Origin of the sequence: Bradyrhizobium sp. Pha-3, assembly GCF_042258615.1 — a bacterium.
Taxonomy (GTDB): Bacteria; Pseudomonadota; Alphaproteobacteria; order Rhizobiales; family Xanthobacteraceae; genus Bradyrhizobium.
The window spans coordinates 8,803,454-8,823,566 of sequence record NZ_CP170152.1 but is presented as its reverse complement, the minus strand read 5'-3'; the positions used below and the strand labels follow the sequence as shown (position 1 = coordinate 8,823,566).

The 20,113-nt window shown below is 63.3% G+C and carries 19 protein-coding genes; 17 read left to right on the top strand and 2 right to left on the bottom strand.

Going from position 1 to position 20,113, the window contains the following annotated elements; genetic code table 11:
- The first annotated feature begins 67 nt into the window (after positions 1–67).
- The 4 genes from ACE10Z_RS41230 to ACE10Z_RS41215 all read left to right on the top strand — a co-directional run bounded on the left by ACE10Z_RS41230 (position 68) and on the right by ACE10Z_RS41215 (position 2,616).
- Entirely contained in the window at positions 68–664 is a 597-nt protein-coding gene (locus tag ACE10Z_RS41230) for an adenylate kinase (protein WP_375785791.1), read from the top strand.
- Entirely contained in the window at positions 661–981 is a 321-nt protein-coding gene (locus tag ACE10Z_RS41225; protein WP_375785790.1) for a hypothetical protein, read from the top strand. Before ACE10Z_RS41230 ends, ACE10Z_RS41225 begins: the two co-directional genes overlap by 4 nt.
- Positions 972–1,769, top strand: coding sequence for an SDR family NAD(P)-dependent oxidoreductase (locus tag ACE10Z_RS41220; RefSeq protein WP_375785789.1), 798 nt, complete (start codon positions 972–974; stop codon positions 1,767–1,769). Before ACE10Z_RS41225 ends, ACE10Z_RS41220 begins: the two co-directional genes overlap by 10 nt.
- A 70-nt stretch (positions 1,770–1,839) precedes the next feature.
- Positions 1,840–2,616 (top strand): esterase/lipase family protein, encoded by a 777-nt coding sequence (locus tag ACE10Z_RS41215; RefSeq protein ID WP_375785788.1) that lies wholly within the window; start codon positions 1,840–1,842, stop codon positions 2,614–2,616.
- A gap of 27 nt (positions 2,617–2,643) precedes the next feature.
- Here the strand turns inward: ACE10Z_RS41215 and ACE10Z_RS41210 are convergent, their stop codons facing one another.
- Entirely contained in the window at positions 2,644–3,564 is a 921-nt protein-coding gene (locus ACE10Z_RS41210) for a LysR family transcriptional regulator (protein WP_375785787.1), read from the bottom strand.
- Between the two features lie 298 nt (positions 3,565–3,862).
- Between ACE10Z_RS41210 and ACE10Z_RS41205 the strand changes: the two genes are divergently transcribed.
- From ACE10Z_RS41205 to ACE10Z_RS41170, 8 genes are all read left to right on the top strand, one after another.
- Positions 3,863–4,054 carry a hypothetical protein gene (locus ACE10Z_RS41205; protein WP_375785786.1) on the top strand — a complete coding sequence of 64 codons (192 nt, stop codon included), beginning with the start codon at positions 3,863–3,865 and terminating at the stop codon, positions 4,052–4,054.
- 265 nt (positions 4,055–4,319) lie between these two features.
- Complete coding sequence (locus tag ACE10Z_RS41200) at positions 4,320–4,529, top strand: hypothetical protein (RefSeq protein ID WP_212316660.1); 210 nt, start codon at positions 4,320–4,322, stop codon at positions 4,527–4,529.
- Between the two features lie 97 nt (positions 4,530–4,626).
- Positions 4,627–5,541: a DUF5996 family protein gene (locus ACE10Z_RS41195; protein WP_375785785.1), complete on the top strand. Its 915-nt coding sequence runs from the start codon at positions 4,627–4,629 to the stop codon at positions 5,539–5,541.
- 260 nt (positions 5,542–5,801) lie between these two features.
- Positions 5,802–7,547 carry a CocE/NonD family hydrolase gene (locus ACE10Z_RS41190; RefSeq protein ID WP_375785784.1) on the top strand — a complete coding sequence of 582 codons (1,746 nt, stop codon included), beginning with the start codon at positions 5,802–5,804 and terminating at the stop codon, positions 7,545–7,547.
- A gap of 24 nt (positions 7,548–7,571) precedes the next feature.
- Positions 7,572–8,360, top strand: coding sequence for an enoyl-CoA hydratase/isomerase family protein (locus tag ACE10Z_RS41185; RefSeq protein ID WP_375785783.1), 789 nt, complete (start codon positions 7,572–7,574; stop codon positions 8,358–8,360).
- 65 nt (positions 8,361–8,425) lie between these two features.
- The gene (locus ACE10Z_RS41180) at positions 8,426–10,108 is read left to right on the top strand and encodes an AMP-binding protein (RefSeq protein WP_375785782.1); all 1,683 of its coding nucleotides are present in this window, start codon (positions 8,426–8,428) and stop codon (positions 10,106–10,108) included.
- An 82-nt stretch (positions 10,109–10,190) separates the two neighbouring features.
- Positions 10,191–11,933, top strand: a complete 1,743-nt coding sequence (locus ACE10Z_RS41175) for an FAD-dependent monooxygenase (protein ID WP_375785781.1) — start codon at positions 10,191–10,193, stop codon at positions 11,931–11,933.
- A gap of 227 nt (positions 11,934–12,160) precedes the next feature.
- Positions 12,161–12,853: a TetR/AcrR family transcriptional regulator gene (locus ACE10Z_RS41170; RefSeq protein WP_375785780.1), complete on the top strand. Its 693-nt coding sequence runs from the start codon at positions 12,161–12,163 to the stop codon at positions 12,851–12,853.
- Between the two features lie 33 nt (positions 12,854–12,886).
- Here ACE10Z_RS41170 and ACE10Z_RS41165 read toward each other — a convergent pair whose 3' ends face one another.
- Positions 12,887–13,639, bottom strand: a complete 753-nt coding sequence (locus tag ACE10Z_RS41165) for a GntR family transcriptional regulator (protein WP_375785779.1) — start codon at positions 13,637–13,639, stop codon at positions 12,887–12,889.
- 124 nt (positions 13,640–13,763) lie between these two features.
- Here ACE10Z_RS41165 and ACE10Z_RS41160 point away from each other — a divergent pair, with 124 nt between their 5' ends.
- The 5 genes from ACE10Z_RS41160 (at position 13,764) to ACE10Z_RS41140 (ending at position 19,820) form a co-directional block, all read left to right on the top strand.
- On the top strand, positions 13,764–14,642 hold the full coding sequence (locus tag ACE10Z_RS41160; RefSeq protein ID WP_375785778.1) for a fumarylacetoacetate hydrolase family protein: 879 nt from the start codon (positions 13,764–13,766) through the stop codon (positions 14,640–14,642).
- 190 nt (positions 14,643–14,832) lie between these two features.
- The gene (locus tag ACE10Z_RS41155; protein WP_375785777.1) at positions 14,833–16,455 is read left to right on the top strand and encodes an FAD-dependent monooxygenase; all 1,623 of its coding nucleotides are present in this window, start codon (positions 14,833–14,835) and stop codon (positions 16,453–16,455) included.
- A complete protein-coding gene (locus tag ACE10Z_RS41150; RefSeq protein ID WP_375785776.1) occupies positions 16,452–17,657 on the top strand; it encodes an FAD-dependent monooxygenase in 1,206 nt (401 codons plus the stop codon). The genes ACE10Z_RS41155 and ACE10Z_RS41150 overlap by 4 nt, the downstream gene beginning before the upstream one ends.
- Complete coding sequence (locus ACE10Z_RS41145) at positions 17,654–18,529, top strand: VOC family protein (RefSeq protein ID WP_375785775.1); 876 nt, start codon at positions 17,654–17,656, stop codon at positions 18,527–18,529. Before ACE10Z_RS41150 ends, ACE10Z_RS41145 begins: the two co-directional genes overlap by 4 nt.
- 43 nt (positions 18,530–18,572) lie before the next feature.
- On the top strand, positions 18,573–19,820 hold the full coding sequence (locus ACE10Z_RS41140) for an ABC transporter substrate-binding protein (RefSeq protein ID WP_375785774.1): 1,248 nt from the start codon (positions 18,573–18,575) through the stop codon (positions 19,818–19,820).
- Positions 19,821–20,113 lie beyond the last annotated feature (293 nt).

Genomic DNA, 20,113 nt, shown 5'->3' with positions numbered 1-20,113 from the left:
GGAGCCGGGTCGCTCGACCTTCCGCCAGAAAGTTGTCGGTGATCAAGCGAGTATCGGGACACACGCGATGAGGATCGTTCTGCTGGGGCCGCCTGGTGCGGGCAAGGGAACGCAGGCGAGGCGCCTGGTCGAGGAGTACGACATACCGCACCTTTCGACAGGCGACATGCTGCGTGCTGCGGTCGACGCGGGCACCGGCATCGGACGGAAGGTCAGGGATATCATGGTGAGTGGTGGGCTCGTTCCCGATCAGCTCGTGATCGCCGCGGTGATCGAACGTATCTCGCAAGCGGATGCCCAGCGTGGCTTTGTGCTCGACGGCTTCCCGCGGACGATGGCACAGGCGGTCAAATTCGACGATCTGCTCGATACCGAGGGTCTTGCGATCGACCACGTCGTCGAGCTGAAGGCCGACGAGACGGTGTTGCTGGACCGGATCGAGGCGAGGGCCCGCGAAGCGCGAGAGCAGGGCGGCGCAGTGCGCGCCGACGACAATCACGAAACGCTCAAGCTGCGTATCGACGCCTACAACGAGCAGACCGCGCCGCTGGTCGACTACTATCGATCGCGGAACATCCTCAGAACCGTCGACGGACTGCAGCCGGTCGAGCGCGTCGCCTTCGACGTCGTCATGGCGATCGGCCAAGATCGTTCGGTGACGTGATGCCGGCGTTGCAAAATCGCGATCCGCAAGCCTGGCTGTCGGGCTATGTTGACCGGATCGAGGTGCTCGAGCCGTTGCGCAGGTCGCTTGGCGAGGTGAAGGAAACGGCCGATCAATTCGAGCAGGCCCAGGCGTTGCTGCGGGCGATCGAACGGTTCTCCCGCACATATGCTGCCGACCGGAAGTGCGCCGGCACGCCTGCCGAGCTGGCGCGGCGCGACGAACGTGGTCTGGCGCGGCGGCGGCTTGTAGCACGCGCCGTCCGTGGATCGCGCAGAACCGTTCTGGCAGCGAAGGGAGTCGCCTCATGTCGGTGAGCGGAAACGAAGCTCAATGCGCGCTTGTGACCGGCGCATCGGGCGGCATTGGGCTCGAGCTCGCGCGCGTGCTCGCGGCCAATCGCTTCAGCCTCGTGCTGCTGGCGCGTAGCCGCGACAAGCTGCAGGAGCTCGCCCGCGAGCTCAAGGCCGATCATGGCACCAAGGTGACCATCGTTGCTGCCGACCTGAGCGAGCCGTCGGCGCCGCAAGCGGTGTTCGATTCGCTGAAGGACGCTGGCGTGCGGGTCGACCTGCTGGTGAACAATGCCGGCCTCTTGCTCGAAGGACGCGTCGGCGCAATCGGCCTCGATGACCAGTTGCGGCTGCTGCAGGTCAATGTCGTTGCCATGACGGCATTGACCCGTCTCTTCCTCGCGCCGATGCTCGAGCGCAACAGCGGACGGATCCTGAACGTTGCTTCAGTCGCGGCGTTCATGCCGGTGCCGAACCTTGCGGTCTATGCCGCGTCAAAGGCCTATGTGCTGTCGTTCGGCGAGGCGTTGTCCCAGGAATTAAGCGGCAGCAGGATCACGCTGACGACGCTGTGTCCCGGCGTGACGAACACCGGAATGGTCCATGGCACCAATCTCGGCAACATGCCGAGCATGATGATCATGGACGCGAAGACCGTCGCACAGGAGGGCTACCGCGCCTGCATGGCGGGGAAGCCGGTGCATGTCGCAGGGCTTGCCAACGAGCTGGCGGTCCAATGGATCAAGTATCAGCCGAGTTGGCTGTTGCGGGCCATCGGCGGAGTGCTCGGAAAAGCCGCACCGCCGAACTGACCTCTCGTGCTCGCCGCGCGATGCACGGTTGCAAGCGCTATTCTTGACCATCAACCACGGACGCTTACCCATGGGACGTGACGAGCAGACTGTCGAACCACCCTCGCTCGCCCTGCTTGCCGCGGAAGGGCGCGGCTTTCTTGATATTCCGGCGCTTCTTGCCGTGGCGGCGCCGCTTCTGGCGACCGCGCCGCGCGGGCAGCGGCATCCGGTCATGGTTTTGCCCGGGTTGGGCGCCGATGACCGGTCGACGTTGGCCATACGCTCATTCCTCGAATTCCTCGGCTATCAGGTTCATGGATGGGGCCGCGGCCGCAATGTGCGCGCGCCGGACGCTGACCTTTCCGCCGTGGCGGCGCGAGTCATCGAACTCGAAAAGCAGGGCGGCTCGAAGGTCAGTCTGGTCGGCTGGAGCCGCGGCGGCATCATCGCGCGCGAGGCTGCGCGGCAGATCCCCACGGCGGTGCGGATGGTCATCACGCTCGGCAGTCCGTTCGCGGCGCCGGGCGCGAGCAATGTCCGCGCGATCTGGCGGCTTCTGACTGGCCAGAAATATGAGCCGCCGACCACCGAGCGGATCAGTCGCCTCGCGCAACCGATTCCCGTGCCGACAACATCGATCTATACCCGCACCGATGGCGTGGTGGCGTGGCGCGCCTGCCTGGAGCAGGAGGGCGGAGAGCGGGAAAACGTCGAAGTGAACACGACGCATATAGGGCTTGGCTTTCACGCGCCGGCGCTGTGGGTGATTGCCGATCGCCTCGCCCAGCCGGCGGGCAGCTGGAAGCCGTTTCGACCGCCTCCGCAGGTCGCGATCTGGTTTCCGGCAACGACGCGTCGCGATTGATTTCGCAAAGGCGCCGCCTGCCTCAGTCTACCGCGCACTGCTTCCCGGCGATCGCATCTCGCCGACCATCATCCGCAGCAGCTGCATCGCGGCAGGCGGCAACGTGCGTCCTTGACGCGAGACCACGTGGGTGCGGCCACGATGCAGCAGCGCGTTCTTCATCGGCAGCGCCACCACCTTGGCGGCATCGGCCTCCGTCATAGCCAGGCGCGATGCCAGCGCATAGCCAAGTCCGGCGGTCACGAAATGGGCGAGCGCATCGAACGAGGCGGTCGTAAACGCGAAATCGAGGCGGACGCCTTCGCTGATTTCAGCGGCCTGGACATGCTGGCGCAGGCCGAAATTCAGATGCATTGCGGCTCCGGGGTAGGGTGCGAGGTCGGCGAGCTTGAGCGGCCGACCGAGCTGGGTCAGCGGATGCCCGCGCGGCACCACGGCCTTGATCGGATGCGGCTGCGAATGATGCGAACGCAGTCGATCGTCGCGCGGCGGATTGAACAGGACACCGATATGCGCGCGTTCTCCCACGACTTGCTGGACGATCTCGTCGGTACTCCCGATGTCGAGGCTGATCGTGATCTTCGGGTGGGTTTGCATGAAGCGGCACAGGCTGGTCTTGGCCAACCAGTCGACATAACCTTCGCCCGTCACGAGATCGATATGACCCGACTCGACCTTGCGGATGCTGTCCATCTGCGCGAGCAGCGCCTGTCGTTCGCCCTGCTGGCGGTGCAGGTAGGCGGCCAGCAGTTGGCCGGCGTCGGTCGGCGCAACGCCGCGGCCTCGCCGTTCGAGCAGGCGCGCGCCACACTCCTTCTCGAGCAGGCTGAGCGCACGGCTGACCGCCGAGGCGTCCATGCCGAGCGCGCCGGCGGCGCCGCGGACGGAACCGCTATTGAGCACCTCCATGAAATAGTGCAGTCGGCGGGGCTCCAGCTTGGCGTTCATCGGCATGATCCTGATCGTTGCAGACAGCGCAACGAATATTCAGTCGCGCGGCTATTTATGCAAGCATGTCGGGCGAGGCGCGATAGCGGATCTTCATCGGAGGTTGGGTTCGCGATCCGGGACAGGCCGGTTCGTCAGCGCCGGCAGGTTTCGGCAGGTTTCAAAGCGATCGTGCCGCTGCGGGCCTATTGGGGCGCACCGCGGTAGAAACGCGATGCGTTTGTCTTCGGATTGTCGTTGCCGTGAGCATACGCTGAACTAGCATATCAAGGTGAGGTCGCAGTCCAGGAGGTGCCATATGACGATGAACGAACTCGCTGATGCGCTCGAAAAGATCGACGAAGATGCGTTTGCCTCGTTTCTCCTGGAATATGAGATCACGCACGATGATGGACCGGAGGCGATGAAGACGATGATCGTGGAGGCGCTTCGGTTCGCGGACGCGCACGGCTTTCGCGCGACCCGGCCGCCTCTCGACGAGGCCGACTAGGCTCGGGAAAAGTTCATCCGCGCGGGAGATGCCGAGCGCGTGCATGCATCGCCGATGGACAGCCTGTCCTTGACGGCGCGGACAAAATGTCCGTCGTCGCCAGGGTTTCGTGGCCAAGCCATTGACATTGTTTCTGTGACCAAGTTGGCGCATTCTTTGCCATCAGGACTTTCGACGCTCCGGCGGATCGGAACTCCTGTTGGTACGAACAATCCGGTAGAGCGCGACGTTGAATGTCATTGATAGCGACATAGGAGGAACCTCAATGTCCAAGGATCATGACAAGGCCTCCCACGGATCACAGGACGCGCGGCGGCATAAGATCGACCATCAAACCCGAAACGAATGGCTGCACAGGGACGCCGGCCTTCAGGCCTTGTGGCAGGCCTCCGGCATGTCGCGGGACGAGTTCATCCAGCATAATGAAGGGGTGATCGACAAGGTCATAAGCGATAACCTTGACGCAAACCGCTAACTGGAAGCGGCGCATTGGAGCGGGCTGCATGGCAGCGAAGGTTCGCTGAATCGAACCAGCTGCCAGGCCGTCCAGGCGCCGCGTGTGAGGACACGCCATGACTGCTGGCAGCCGCACTTCCGATTTCTGGCCGACGCTTTCCAGCCCGGCCTTCGAGCCGACGCGAAATCTTCTGCACATGGCGTTGCAGGCGGTCGGCAAGCTGAAGCTCGCCGAACCGTTTCAGGCGCAATGGGCCGAGGTGCCGTTGTGGCTCAGCGCGCGAGGGCTGACCACCGGCCCGATCCGTTACGCCGGCGGCGTCTACGAGGTCCGCGCGGACTTCATCTCGCACGAGCTGCAGTGGCTCACGAGTTCGGGCGCATCGGGACAGTTGCCGCTGCGGCCAACATCCGTTGCCGCGCTCGTCGATGCTCTGCTCGATCAGCTTCGTGGCGCCGGCATTGACGCTTCAATCACCCTCCTGCCGCAGGAACGATCCCGTCCGATCCCCTTCAATGAGGACAAGGAACCGCGCCCGTACGATCGCGACCTGGTCAACGCGTGGTGGCGTATCCTCCTCAGTACGCAACGCGTCCTCCAGGTCTTTCAGGGCCGGTTCACGGGCAAGACGCAACCGATCGGCCTGATGTGGGGGACGTTGGATATTCGGGTGGTGTTCTACAACGGCAAGCCCGTCGCACCCGCGCAAGATATCGGCTTCATTCGGCGTAACGCGATGAATGCGGAGTTGATCGAGATGGGATGGTGGTCGGGCGATGCGTCCTATCCAAGGCCCGCGTTCTACTCTTTCACATACCCGCAGCCGCAAGGCATCGAGAACGCCAAGGTCGGTCCGGCCGCCGCCCGTTGGGACGCGGGCATGGGCGAGTTCCTGCTCGACTACAATGACCTGCGCCAGTCCGGCGATCCCGAACGTGACCTGCTGACCTTTCTCGAATCCACCTATCATGCTGGCGCAACCGCGGCGGGGTGGGATTCCCGGCTATTGGGCAGCGGCTGTCCGGAGTGAAGCGCTCACGATCGCTTGTGTATCACGACGGCGTGTCGTGAATTGATCAGTCCGCCCTGTGCGGAACTCGCCGAGCCAAGCGTCAGTCGTTCCACCAGCAGAACACACCGTTCCGTCTGACGTCCCGTCGGCGCGAAAATTATACTTTACGATCGTAAAGTAGAGTGCGATGGTTGGTGCGGCCAAAGGGAGAGGCCTGCCTCTCCGCTTGTGATGGTCGAAGTCGACGGAAAGCGTCGCGGAAACGCCGGAGAGAACCGATGATCGAGGAGCGGGACATCAGCGTCGTGATGCGGGACGGCACCCGGCTGGCGGTCGACGTCTACCGCCCGGATGCGGCCGGCAAGTACCCGGTGCTGTACGCATCAGCGCTGCACAACAAGGACATCCAGGGGCCCGACATCGCGGACATCCTGCCGCCGCAGCCGGCGCACGCGCCGCTCTGGTTCGGTCCGATCGAGGCCGGCGATACGCGGCGCTTCATCGCCAATGGCTACGTCCATGTGATCGCGCAGCCGCGCGGCTCAGCCAAGTCGGAAGGGCATTACGGCCACGAGGACACCGATCACTACGACCTGATCGAATGGATCACGCAGCAGCCCTGGTCGGACGGCAAGGTCGGGATGGTCGGCATCTCCGGTTTTGCCGGCGAACAGTGGCGTGCCGCTGCCCAAGGACATCCGGCGCTCAAGGCGATCTTCCCCTACGACGCCTGCAGCGCCTATGGCGGCATGTTCGGATTCCGCGACTTCAATCCGGGCGGCGTGCTGCACAGCTTCCCTTACCTGCTCGACGTCTTCAGCACGGTTCATGAGTCGCGTGACCGTCCCGCCGAGCTTCCCGCCGCGGAAGAGGCGCTGTGGCGCCGGGCGATGCAGAATCCGGACTACAAGCAGTACATCAATCTCTACAACATCCTCACCCAGAAGGGGCAGCGGACGTTCGTCATGTATCTCATGATGACCCACCCGTGGGAGCTCGACGGCACCGTCGAGCGCGCCGAGGAGGTCTTCAAGAAGATCAAGATTCCTTTCTACACCGGCTCGGGTGCCTACGCTTACACCTACAAGCTCCACTGGCTCGGGGCGCAGCATTACTTCCAGAACGTCGATGCACCCAAGAAGCTGCTGTTCACCGGCCCGGCCCATCTCGAGCGGCCGTTCCATCAATATCACGACGAGATCATCCGCTGGTATGATCACTGGCTGAAGGGCCACGACACCGGCATCATGGACGAGCCGCCGGTGCGCTACTGGCTGATGGGCGCCAACGAGTGGCGCACCGGAACGAATTGGCCGCTGCCGGAGACGCAGTGGACGAAGTATTATCTTTCGCATTGGGGCACGCTCTCGACCGAGCCGCCGCGGCCCGCTTCCGAGGTGGGGGCATCGGCGCGCGAGCCCGACGTCTTCACACAGATGCCCCTGACGCGGACGACCAAGGTCGAACGCCTGCGCTACATGACCGATCCGCTGCCGCACGACGTCACCGTTGCCGGCCCGATCACACTGACGCTTCACGCCGCGATCGATCAGGACGACACCAACTGGATCATCGTGCTCAAGGACGTCGGGCCCGACGTCTCGGTTCAGACCGCACGCGAAGGCGAGCGGGACGTTCCGGCGACGCTGCCCGAGCGTGAACTGACCCGAGGCTGGCTGAAGGCGTCATACCGGGCGCTCGACGAAAAGCGTTCCAAGCCGTGGGAGCCGTTCCACAAGCTGACGCAGGATGCGATTGCGCCGGCCAATCCGGGTGAGGTGGTCGAATATCAGATCCAGATCCTGGCGACCGCGAACCAGTTCAAGGCAGGCCACCGGATCTGCGTCGACATCACGTCCATGGACGTGCCCACCGGAACCGGCGCGATGACCAATGTCGAATACATCCCCTATCACGTCTGCAGCAGCAGGACGGTCACCCACCGCGTCTACCGCGACGCGGAGCGTCCCTCGCATCTGCTGCTGCCGATCATCCCCGAATCCACCAACCGGCGTCCGGTCTGACCCCGTACAGGAGCGCGTGCTGCAATGACAACGATCCGCTTTGAACGAGACGGCGCCATCGGCAACATTGTCCTGGCCAATCCGCCATTCAATCGCCTCGACGTGCGTTTCGCGGAGAACCTGCGCGCCGCGGTGCATGAAGCCAGCCGGAGCGACATTCGCGTGCTGGTGGTTCGCGCCGAGGGGCCGCATTTCAGCTTCGGCGGTGAGGTGCGGGAATGGCCGGGCAAGGACATCAACTGGTTCCGGACATTCGTCGCGGATGTCAACGTCTCCTATCGGGCGATCGAGATGCTGAAGATCCCGACAGTCGCCGTCGTGCAGGGGATCGCCTTCGGTGGCGGCTTCGAGCTGGCGCTGGCGTGCGATTTTCTGGTCGCGGCCGAGAACGCCACCTTCCGCTGCGTCGAGGTCACGACCGCGATGCTGCCGATCGCAGGTGCGCTGCAGCGGATCGCCGAGCGCGCCGGACGCGCGCGCGCCTCGCGATTGGCCATGCTCGGCGAGCCGATTTCCGGACGTGAAGCCGGAGCGCTCGGAATTGCGACGCATGTGGTGGCCGAGCAAGATCTGACAGCGGCTGCGACGGCGTTGGCCCACCAGCTCGCGACCGGGCCGACCAGGTCATACGCTGCGACGCGCACCCTGCTCAAGGCGTGGTCGAGCGGAGGGGTGGCTGCGGCCGATCTCGTGATGCTCGACGTCGCGATGGAGCTCTACAACGGTGCGGACGCACAGCGCGGCTTTGCCAACACCGCTGAAGCCTTCGACAAGGATATCGAACCGCCGCCGCTGGTGTTCGAAGGCAAATAGTCGCCTGCGCAAGACCGCCGAACGTCGGCGGTCCTCCAGGGTTTCGTTATCGATGGGAGGGAATCGTGCCGCGCGAAAGCTACGTGCATGGCAATAGCGGTGCGCCGCTGATCGGCAAGACCATCGGGGCGCTGCTGGACGACGTCAGCGCAACCGACGGAGCGCGCGAGGCACTGGTTGTCGCGCATCAGAAGATTCGCTGGACCTATGCCGAGCTCAAGTCGCGATCCGACGCGTTTGCGGCGGGATTGTTGGCGCTTGGCCTCGAGCCCGGCGACCGGGTCGGAATCTGGTCGCCGAACTGCGCGGAATGGACGGTCGCGCAGTTTGCGACCGCGAAGGCCGGCCTCATTCTCGTCAACATCAATCCGGCCTATCGCATCGGCGAGCTGGAGCACGTGCTGCGCGCGGTCGGCTGTCGCGCGCTGATATCAGCCGCGCGCTTCAAATCCAGCGATTACATCGCGATGATCCGCGAGCTCGTCCCGGAACTGGGGCGTGGCAGCGGCGAGCTTCACAGCCCGCGCCTGCCGGACCTGCGACACGTGATCTCTATTGCAGGGAAGCCGGATGGCTGCCTCGCCTTCGATCGGGTCATGGAGAAGGGCAGGCAAGCGGGAGGCGGGCGCCTGGAAGCCGTAGCGGCCGCGATCCAGATCGACGATGCCGTGAACATCCAGTTCACCAGCGGGACGACCGGATTGCCGAAGGGCGCGACATTGTCGCATCACAATCTGATCAACAATGCCTTCTTCGTTGGTGAAGCCACCGGCGTCGAACCAGGCTCCCGTGTGTGCATTCCCGTGCCGCTGTACCATTGCTTCGGCATGGTGATGGGCAATCTCGGCTGCGTCACGCACGCGGCGACGATGGTCTATCCATCCGAGGCGTTCGATCCGCTGAAAACACTCCAAGCCGTCGAGGCCGAGCGTTGCGACGTCCTCTACGGCGTGCCGACGATGTTCATCGCCCAGCTCAATCAAGCGGAATTCTCCAGCTTCAACCTGAGCTCGCTGCGGCGAGGGATCATGGCCGGGGCGCCATGTCCGATCGAGGTGATGAAGGAAGTCGCCTCACTGATGCATATGAGCGAGATCACCATCGCCTATGGCATGACGGAAACCAGTCCGGTGAGCTTTCAGAGCAGCCGGGACGATCCGCTCGAGCTCCGCGTTTCGACGGTCGGACGCATCCAGCCGCACCTCGAAGCCAAGATCGTCGACCGTGACGGTCGCATCGTGCCCCGGGGAGAAGCCGGCGAGCTCTGCACGCGCGGCTACTCCGTGATGCTCGGCTACTGGAATGACGATGCGCGAACCAGGGAGGCGGTCGATGCGGCCGGCTGGATGCATACCGGTGACCTCGCGACGATCGACGATGCCGGATATTGCCGCATCGTCGGCCGGATCAAGGACATGGTCATCCGCGGCGGCGAGAACATCTATCCGCGCGAGGTCGAGGAGTATCTGTATCAGCACCCGGATGTTCAGGATGTCCAGGTCTTCGGCGTACCTGACGCCAAATATGGCGAAGAGCTCTGCGCCTGGATCGTCTCGAGGCCCGGTGCCGCGATCGACGAGGAGAGCGTCCGCTCGTTCTGCCAGGGCCGAATCTCGCACTACAAGGTCCCGCGCTACATCCGGTTCGTGGAGAGCTTCCCATCGACCGTGACCGGCAAGGTCCAGAAGTTCGCGATGCGCGAGGCGATGATCGAGGAGTTCGCTCGCGCGGCAAAAGTCAGTGCGTGAGCATTTGCTGAAGGTGGCCGGCGGAATCGAGCGCGCAGATCGCTCGACCGTGACCGCAGTCCGGAATCTATTGGAGGAAACGATGGCAACATTCGTGACTGACGTACTCGTCGTTGGAGCCGGGCCCGCCGGGCTGACGGCCTCCGCCCTGTTGGCGCGCGCCGGCGTCAAGGCGATCGGCATTACCAAATATCCGGGCACGGCCGACTCGCCCCGGGCCCACATCACCAACCAGAGAACGGCTGAGGTGCTGCGCGACCTCGGCGTAGAGGACCGCCTGCGTCAGACGGCCATGCCTCACGAATTGATGGGGACGCAGATCTTCGCGACGTCATTCGCGGGGCTCGAATTGTCGCGAACCAGCGCCTGGGGTGCAGGAATCGATCGCCGAACGGACTATCAGACGGCCAGCCCCAGTTCGATGAGCAATATCGCGCAGCACAAGCTGGAGCCGATCATTCTGGAGGCCGCGGCGAGGAACGGCGCCGATATTCGCTTCAACCATGAGTTGGTCGACCTGCACCAGGATCGCGACGGGGTCACGGCCCGCGTTGTCGAACGAACGACGGGCCGGGAGCAGGAGATCCGCAGCAAGTATCTGATCGGTGCGGACGGCGGCCGCAGTCTGGTCGCTGCGAAGGCGGGTTTCGAATTCGACGGACGCTTCAACATCGGCGAGGCGATAAGCATCTGGCTCGAAGCGGATCTGACGGCCTATACGCGGCACAGGTCAGGTGCGATCGCCTTCATCACGCCCCAGGTGAGTGACATCTGGATGAGCATCTGGCCGTGCGTGACGCCGTGGACCGAGTGGAATCCATTCTTTTTCCGCCATGGCTGGGCGCCCGGTGCAACCGACGAGGAAACGCTCGAGGGCTACATCCGCGAAGCCATCGGCGATCCGACCGTGCCGTTCAAGATCAAGAAGATATCGCCCTGGCAGGTCAACCATGTCGTTGCGAAAAGCTACAGGAGCGGACGCGTCTTTCTTGCGGGGGACGCGGCGCACCGGCATTCGCCTGCGAACGGGCTCGGATCCAATACGTCGGTGCAGGATTCCTATAACCTGGCCTGGAAGCTTTCACTCGTCCTGTCGGGCAAGGCCGATGAAGGCTTGCTGGACAGTTACAATGACGAACGTCAACCGGTCGGGCGGAAGGTCATCGATCGCGCCATGAAGAGCCATGTCGAAATCGAGCCGTGGTCGGAGGCGGCCGGGCTCAAGCCGGGCATGAACGGACAGGACGCGAGGCACAATATCGAGGAGCTGTTCGGGGCATCGGACGTCGGCGCGACACGGCGCAAGGCCTTGTTGGCCGGGGTAGATCTGATGAACTATCAATTCAATGCGCATGGCGTCGAGCTGGGACAGCGCTATCGCAGCGGCGCGATCGCGTCTTCCGAGCCGTTCCCCGAATATCAGCGCGATCCGGAGCTGTTCTTCCAGCCGGACGCGGTGCCAGGATCCCACATCCCGCACGTCTGGGTGCAGCATGCAGGAGCTGAGATCTCGACGCTTGACGTATGCGACTATTCGACCTTCACGCTGATCGTTGGTGCGGCCGGCGATCGTTGGGGCGAGGCGGCAGCGAGTGTCGCCTCCGAGCTCGGCGTGCCAATCGCGTTCGCGCGAATTGGCCTGCGCCAGGACTTCGACGACATGTATGGAGAATGGATCAACATCCGCGGAGTGTCCGACCAGGGCTGCCTGTTGGTGCGGCCCGACCGCTTCATTGCCTGGAGAAGTCACGATCTCCCCGGTGATCCGGCGGCGGCACTTCGCCAGGCCATGCGATCGATCCTTGGTCGCAGCGGCGTGCGCTAGTGTCCCGAATCCGAAGTTCGTATCATTTGCCGCACCTTCGGAGCGAACTTCGGATTCGATAAGGACACTAGCAAACTTATGATTCTAGTGTGCTTTATGAATGCGAAGTTCGTGAAAGCGACTGCCGCGAAATCGCACGAACTTCGCATTCAGCACACTAGAGCTGTGAAGAACTGTGCGACACCTCGCGTGACGTTGGGCCGGCAACCATGTTAGTCCAAGATCACATGACGAAGATAACGAAGCCGGCGGCCGGACGCCGCGGCCGCCCGCGCCAGAGAGCCGAACAGCAACGTTCGATCGAGACCCGAGTCTCGATCCTCGATGCTGCTATCGCGGAATTCGCCGAGCGAGGCTTCGACGGCGCCAGCATTCGCGCCATCGCCGACCGGCTTGGCCTGCAACACCCGCTGATCACTTATCATTATCGAAGCAAGGACATTCTGTGGCGCGCGGCCGCCGAGCATGCCTTCACGCAGATCCGTGCCGAATGGGATCGATCGGTGGAGGCGGGGATCGATCCGTCTCCGTTGGCGCGGCTGCGCCAGGAATACACGACCCTGTTCCGCTACACGGTCGCATTTCCCGAGTTTCATCGGTTCATGCGCCAGGAGACCCTGACGAACAATCCGCGGCTGAAATGGGTGGCAGAAGCGGTCCTGGCCCCGCTTCTGAGCCGGCTGTTGCCCCAGATCACCGAGGCTCAGAAGCAGGGTCTGCTTCCCGCCGTGGACCCGATCCTGTTTCACTACATGATGGTCAGCCTCACCGCCACGCTTTCGGAGTTCGGTCCCGAAATGCAGGTGACCAGCGGACTTTCATCCGGTGACCCGAAGGTTGTTGCCGCTTATTGGCGGCTTGTCGAGGAGATGGTCTTCGGCAAGGAGCCAAACGACGGTCGGCGTCAAAGGCAGCCATGACGCTGCGCCGAACGGTTCGAAATGCGGCCCGCGTCAGACGGGCGCGCCGCGTTTGCGGGGCAGGCTTTCCGGCAGGTGAGCCTCGCCGGGTTTCGCCTTTGCAGATTCCGCAGCCGGCTCGCGCCCGGCCAATACGGAATCGAGGATGACCTTCGTGGTCATCTGCAAGTGCTGGTTCATCAGCGTGACGGCGCGTTCGCTGTCCCGCGCCAAAGTGGCTTCCGCAATCTCCCGATGTTCCCTGTCCAGGTCTCTGTCGACTTTGGACAAGGGACCGGAAAACGCGCGGTAGCGTTCGGAGTGGTTGTAAAGGGTCGCGCGCAGATGAAGCAGCCAGGGGCTCCCGCAACCCGATGCGAGCGCTTCATGAAAAATCTCGTGAGCCCGCGAATACTCTTCGCTGTAGCGTCGCGCGGCCTTATCTGCCCATACCGGCGTGTGCGACAGGCGATGCAGTGCAGCGACCACCTGCGACTGCCATTCGATCCCGCCTTTCTCGATCGCACCCCGAAGGCACAGCGCCTCGATGCTGCATCGAACATTCGTGAGGTCGCTGAGGGCGTCGACGGACAACGGCGCCACACGGAAACCTCGTTGCGGTTCGCTGACCACAAACCCTTCTGAAGCGAGGCGCGACAGCGCCTCGCGCACGGCGCTCGAGCCGACCTCGAAGCGGCGGCACAGATCGTCGATCTTCAGCTTTTCTCCGGGCGCGAAGCGGCATGCCAGCAATTGCGAGCGAAGCTTGGCATAGGCCCCGTGGGTCAGACTCGTCGGTGATTCCATGGGCTTAGCCATAACAAAAGGGGTGATCCGAGTCATTCAAAAAATGCACGCTTCTTAAATCGTGCATTTTTATTTGCAAAGTGCATTTTATGTGCTAGAGGAGACGAACACGGAGGAAACACCCATGCGGTTCATCGCTTACGAAAGAAACGCCAGGCGCGGCCTCGCCGTGGCCGATCAGGCCGGTCGATATCGGGGACTTGATGACGGCGCGATGCATGGCCGGCTCGAGCGCGCCCTCTCCGGCGGACATGACGGACTGAAGGATCTTGCAGCGGCGCTTCTCAAGGGCGAGCCGCTCGATCAGGAGGCCGTGAGCTTCCTTCCTCCGCTGTCCTCGCCCGGCAAGATCATCTGTGTTGGGTTGAACTACGCGGACCACACTGCCGAAAGCAGCATCCAGCAACCTGACTACCCCACGCTGTTCGGCCGGTTCTCGTCGAGCCTCATCGGGCACGGTGCGCCGATCGTGCGGCCGAAGGTCTCGGCAGCGCTCGACTATGAGGGCGAGCTTGTCGCAGTCATCGGGCGCGGCGGCCGCCATATCCCTCAGTCTGCGGCGCTCGATCATGTCGCCGGCTATTCGATCTTCAATGACGGCACGATCCGGGATTATCAGTTCCGGACGCCGCAATGGACCATGGGCAAGAACTTCGACGGGACTGGTGCGTTCGGACCCGCGCTCGTGACGGCCGACGAACTTCCGCCCGGTGCCGGCGGCCTGACGCTCGAGACGCGCTTGAACGGCACGGTGATGCAGAAGACATCGACCTCCCATCTCATCTTCGATGTTGCAACACTGGTCGCGCTGATCAGCGAGGGTATAACGTTGTATCCGGGCGATCTGATCGTGACCGGCACGCCGTCCGGCGTCGGCGCAGCCCGCAAGCCGCCTCTCTACATGAAGCCCGGCGACGTGTGCGAGATCGAGATCGAGGGATTGGGGATCCTCCGCAATCCGATCGTGCAAGAGGGCGATGATGCGGTACGCGCAGCTGCCTGACCTTCGCCGGCGTCGCTGCACGCGGTTGCGAACGGACGTCGTATCGATCGCCAGGAGGATGAAAGCTTGGCCGAGGTCGATACGCACAGTGCCCGGACTTGAGGGAGTCGATCAGGCCAGATCTTGATCTGACGTGGTGCGCGAGCGGCAACAACATAAAATCCGCCGCCGGTCCTTATGGGAGGAAAGAATGAAATCGGTTCCGGTTTTGATTGCAGGTGGCGGTCCCGTCGGCATGACGCTTGCGAATGTGCTGGCCCATTTCGGCATTCGATCCATGCTGGTCGAGCGGAATGCGACGACGACCCGTCATCCGAAGATGGACATCACCAACAGCCGCAGCATGGAGCTGTTCCGCCGCTTCGGCCTGTCGGATGCGTTGCGAAAGGTCGCGGTAGCGGAAGATCATCCCTTCGACGTCTCCTGGATCACGAGTCTTGCCGGATATGAGCTGCATCGCTTCCGCTACATGAGCCCGAGCGCGTTTCGAAAGCACGGCCGAACCAGGAACGACGGCACCCAGCCGCTCGAGCCGCCGATGCGCGTTTCGCAGGTCGAGATCGAACCTGTCCTGAAGAAGGCCATCGACGCCCGTCCGGAAGTCGAGGTGCGGTTCGGCGTCGCCTTTGAAAGCTTTGAAGCGAAGGGCGATGGCGTCGTCGCGGTCCTGCGGGAGCAGGGGAGTGGCGCGCAAGAGCAGGTCAGCTGTCAGTATCTGATCGGTTGCGACGGCGGCTCCAGCCGCGTTCGCGCGGGACTGGATATCGCGCTGGAGGGCCAGTCGCGCGTCGGCGAGCTCTACATGATCCACTTTCGATCGACGGAGCGCGACCTGTTGCAGCGCTGGGGTGTCGCCTGGCACTACCAATCGCCGCTTGGAACCATGATTGCCCAGAACGATGATGATATCTGGACCGTGCATGTTCCCGTGCTGCCCGGCCAGGATGCGAGCAAGCTCGATCCACGCGCGCTCGTCGAGGCTTATGCCGGCCGACCGTTTGCGTTCGAGATCCTGGTCGCCAATGCCTGGACACCGCATCTCCTGGTCGCCGAATCCTATGGCAAAGGACGGGTGCTCCTCGCTGGCGACTCCGCACATCAGTTCATCCCGACCGGCGGCTACGGGATGAACTCCGGGGTCGGCGACGCCATCGACCTCGGCTGGAAACTGGCTGCGACGCTGCAAGGCTTCGGCGGGCCCGGCCTGCTCGCTTCATACGAAGTCGAGCGGCGCCCCGTGGCCGCACGAAATCGCGACGCGTCCGGCCGCCACATGCAAGTGCGAATGCAGATTGCCGAAGCCTACGGAAACCTGCTGCAAGGCGACAACAGCGAAAATCCGGTGCGCCGCGCCGAAGTCGGTGCGGAGCTCGCCAGGCTCGGCAACGCAGAGAACGAATGCTTCGGGATCGAGCACGGCTTTGTCTACGAGGGATCGCCGATCGTCGCCGACGGCGCGGCTGCTCCATTTCCGTTCGATCCGGTCGTCTACAAGCCGACGACCACGCCCGGTGCCCGCCTGCCCAGCACGTTCCTGAAGGACGGGACGGCGCTTTACGATCGGCTGGGTCAGCACTTCACGCTGATCGATTTCCGCGGCGCCGACCTGTCACCCTTCGTCGACGCTGCGGCGCGACGGCGGATCCCGCTGTCGATCCTGCAACTCGACGAGCCTGATCTAAAGGGCGTCTATGGCAGGGACATGCTGCTGGTGCGCCCCGACCATCACATCGCGTGGCGTGGAACGGGCGGCAAGGCACCCAATGCCGACGCGATCCTCGCGACGGCTCTCGGTTGGGGAGGCGAGCGGTGAAGCGGCCGCTGCATGCCCTCGTGATCGGCGCCGGCATCGGGGGCACGGCCGCTGCCATTGCGCTGCGCCGCGCTGGTCTCGACGTTTCCCTGTTCGAGCAGACGATGGCGCAACGCGAGGTCGGCGCCGGCATCCAGATCAGCCCCAACGCCTCACGGCTGCTTCGCCGCTACGGGCTTGGCGATGCCATGGCGCGCGCGGCCGTTCGCCCCGCCGCGGTGGTGTTTCGTCGCTGGCAGGACGGCCGTGTGCTGGGGCGCGAGGAATTGGGCGATGCCCTCGAGCACCGCTACGGTTCGCCCTACTATCATTTCCACCGGGCGGACCTCATCGCCGTTCTGGCGGACGCGTTCGGTCCCAATGAAATCAAGCTCGGACGTCGTCTGATCCATGTCGACCAAGACGACGATGGCGTGACCGCCCATTTCGAGGATGGCACGTCCGCGCGCAGCGATCTCCTGATCGGGGCCGACGGCATCCACTCCAGGGTTCGCGAGTGTCTGTTCGGCGAGGAGAAGCCGAGGTTCTCGGGGCAGATCGCGTACCGCGGGCTCGCGCCTGTGGAGCGCGTCGCGCATCTCGGCCTGCCGCTTGACGTCACGAACTGGGTGGGGCCGGGCGGACATTTCGTCCACTACTTCGTCGCCGCCGGCCGCTTCCTGAATTTTGTCGCGGTGAGCGAAGCGGCGACCTGGACGCGGGAGCAGTGGTCCGACCGCGGTTCGATCTCGGATGCCGTCAAGATCTATGAAGGGTGGCACCCGCAGATTGCGACGATACTCAACGCGGTCGACGAGACGTTCAAATGGGCGCTGTTCGATCGCAATCCATTTCCGGAATGGACGCAGGGACGCATCGCGCTGCTCGGGGACGCGTGTCATCCCATGCTGCCATTCATGGCACAAGGTGCCGCACAGGCGATCGAGGACGGCGCGGCGCTGGCGGCCTGCCTGAAGCACGCAGCCTTCGACATTCCGTCCGCGTTCCGGGCTTACGTCGCCTTGCGCAAGCCGCGTGCGACCGAGGTGCAGGAAAGATCTCGTGCCAATTCCGTGAGCTTCCATATGCCGGACGGACCGCAGCAGATCGAGAGGGATCACGTCCTCGCCACGCGCGGCGTGCGTGGCAGCCCCGAGGCAATGAACAGACTTTATGGCTACGACGCTGAAGCCGTCGCGGCGACGCTGGAGGAAAAATCATGACCCGCGCTTTCCAAATCGCCTATGTCGATCTCGATACGCCTGCCGCAGAACAAGAGTTCGCCTATTATGATCAGGTGATCGGCGCAACTCCGACCGAGCGTGGCTCCGACGGCCGCACCTATTTCAGCCTCGGTGTCGATCACCACAACATCACCATCAAGCCGGCGTCGGAAAAGCGCCTCACCGCGCTTGGCCTGAGGATCGGCCAGGAGGCGGTCGACGAGACGATCCGCTCCCTGCGCGATCTCGGACTATCTGCGGCAAGGAAGAGCGACGCGCGGCCGGGCGTTCCGGATCTGGTGGAGGTCGTCGTTGCCGGGCACACACTCCACCTCGTACCGGAGATGGCGATGCCCGGCCCCGGCTTCCGCACCTCGGGCGTCGTCCCGACGCGCCTCGGACATGTCGCCCTGATGGCGCCGGAAGCGGACAAGCTCATCAAATTCTGTTCGGCTATCGGGTTTCGTGCGACCGACTGGTTCGAGGGCATAGCCACGTTCCTGACCTGCAATCACGATCACCACGTGCTCAATATCATCGCAGCACCTGAGGCGCGCGTCCATCATCTCGCCTTTGAGCTGCGCAGCCGCGCCGCGCATCACGATGCCGCGGATTTTCTGGCGACGACGGGTCATCCGATGCTCTGGGGCCCGTCGCGGCACACCGCGGGCCACAACCTCGCTTCCTATCACTATGACCCCAGCCGCTTCCTGATCGAGCTCTACTCCGACATGGATGTGCTCGTTCCAGAGCTCAATATCTTCGAGCCGCGGCCGTGGCACGATGCATTTCCCCAACGCCCTCGCCTGTGGACGATCGAGCAGCTGACGACGTGGGGAACCCGTTTCGAGTTCGACTTGAAGACGGCGTAGCGCCCGGCAGCTTGCCGATCGAACATCAACCGCGAGGAAAGAGATGCCACGGCACGCGCGCGAGGCGAGATCCGCTTGTTTGGGTGTCGCGCTGACGATCCTGACCGGGCTCGCCGTTGCGGCGCCGGGCTCGGCTCACGGGGAGAAGCGCTACGATCCCGGCGCATCCGATGCAGCGATCAAGATCGGCAACACGGCTCCCTATAGTGGGCCGCTCTCCTCGAATGGCATCATCGCGAGGACGGAAGCCGCCTACTTCAAGATGATCAACGATCAGGGCGGGGTGAACGGTCGCAAGATCGAGTTCATCTCCTATGATGATGCCTATAGTCCCCCGAAGACCGTGGAGCAGACCCGCAAGTTGATCGAGAGCGACGAGGTGCTGCTGCTCTTCAATCAGCTCGGTACGCCGACCACCATGTCGGTCATCAAATATGTCAACGCCAGGAAGGTGCCGCAGCTGTTCATCGCGGCCGGCGCAACCGTGTTCGGCGATCACAACGCATATCCCTGGTCGATGGGCTTCCAGCCGAGCTACCAGAGCGAAACGCGCATCTACGGAAAATACCTGCGTGAGAATTATCCCAACGGAAAGATTGCCGTTCTGTCGTCCAATGACGACTTCGGACGGGACAACATCAAGGGCTTGAAAGACGGTTTGGGCGAAGCGGCCGGCAACATCGTCGCCGAGGTCACGTATGAGACGAGTGCGCCGACGATCGATTCCGAGCTTGTGAAGCTGAAGTTCTCGGGCGCGAGCATCTTCGTCAATTTCGCCTCCGCGAAATTTGCGGCCCAAGCCATCAAGAAAGCCGCAGAGATCGGCTGGAAGCCCGTGCAGATCCTGCATGGAAACTCGCAGTCGATCAGCGCCGTCCTGAAGCCGGCTGGCCTCGAGAACGCCAGGGACATCATCACCGCAAGTTACAGCAAGGACCCCGCGGATGCGGCCTGGAAGGATGACCCCGGCTTGAAGAAATTCTCCGACTTCATGGCCAAGCACATGCCGGGCGAGGACAAAGACAACTCTTACGTGGTCTATGGATACAACGCCGCGCAGGCGCTGGTTGACGTGCTTAGGCAATGCGGGGAGGACCTGACGCGCGCCAACGTCGTGAGGCAGGCCGAGGCCTTGGACGGGACGCACCTCGACATGCTGCTTCCGGACATTGCGTTGACGACATCGCCCAGCGACCACTATCCGATCGAACGAATGCAATTACAGAAGTTCGATGGGCAGAACTGGGTGCGATTTGGCTCCGGTGTTGAAGGGACGCCGGACAAGAGGTGACGGGCCACCGGCGGAGGTTCGAGACGGCGTCCCGGGTGGTGATGCTTGCGCGCACGCCTGACGATGTCGGCGAGGCGGGCCGGCATTGGGCCGCCATGTCGCCAGTTCCGACCAGCGCACTCTGGACGAACGATTACTCGAATCTCCTTGGCCCCATGCTGCGGGCGAAGTTCGGCTCCTGAGCGCGCGTAGAAGCTGCGCGCGGCGAACTTCATGTTTGCTGCGGCACGACAGAGGATCGGACAGCCCGGATTGGCTAAAGGAGTGTTAAGAGCAATGCCCGATTTTCGTCG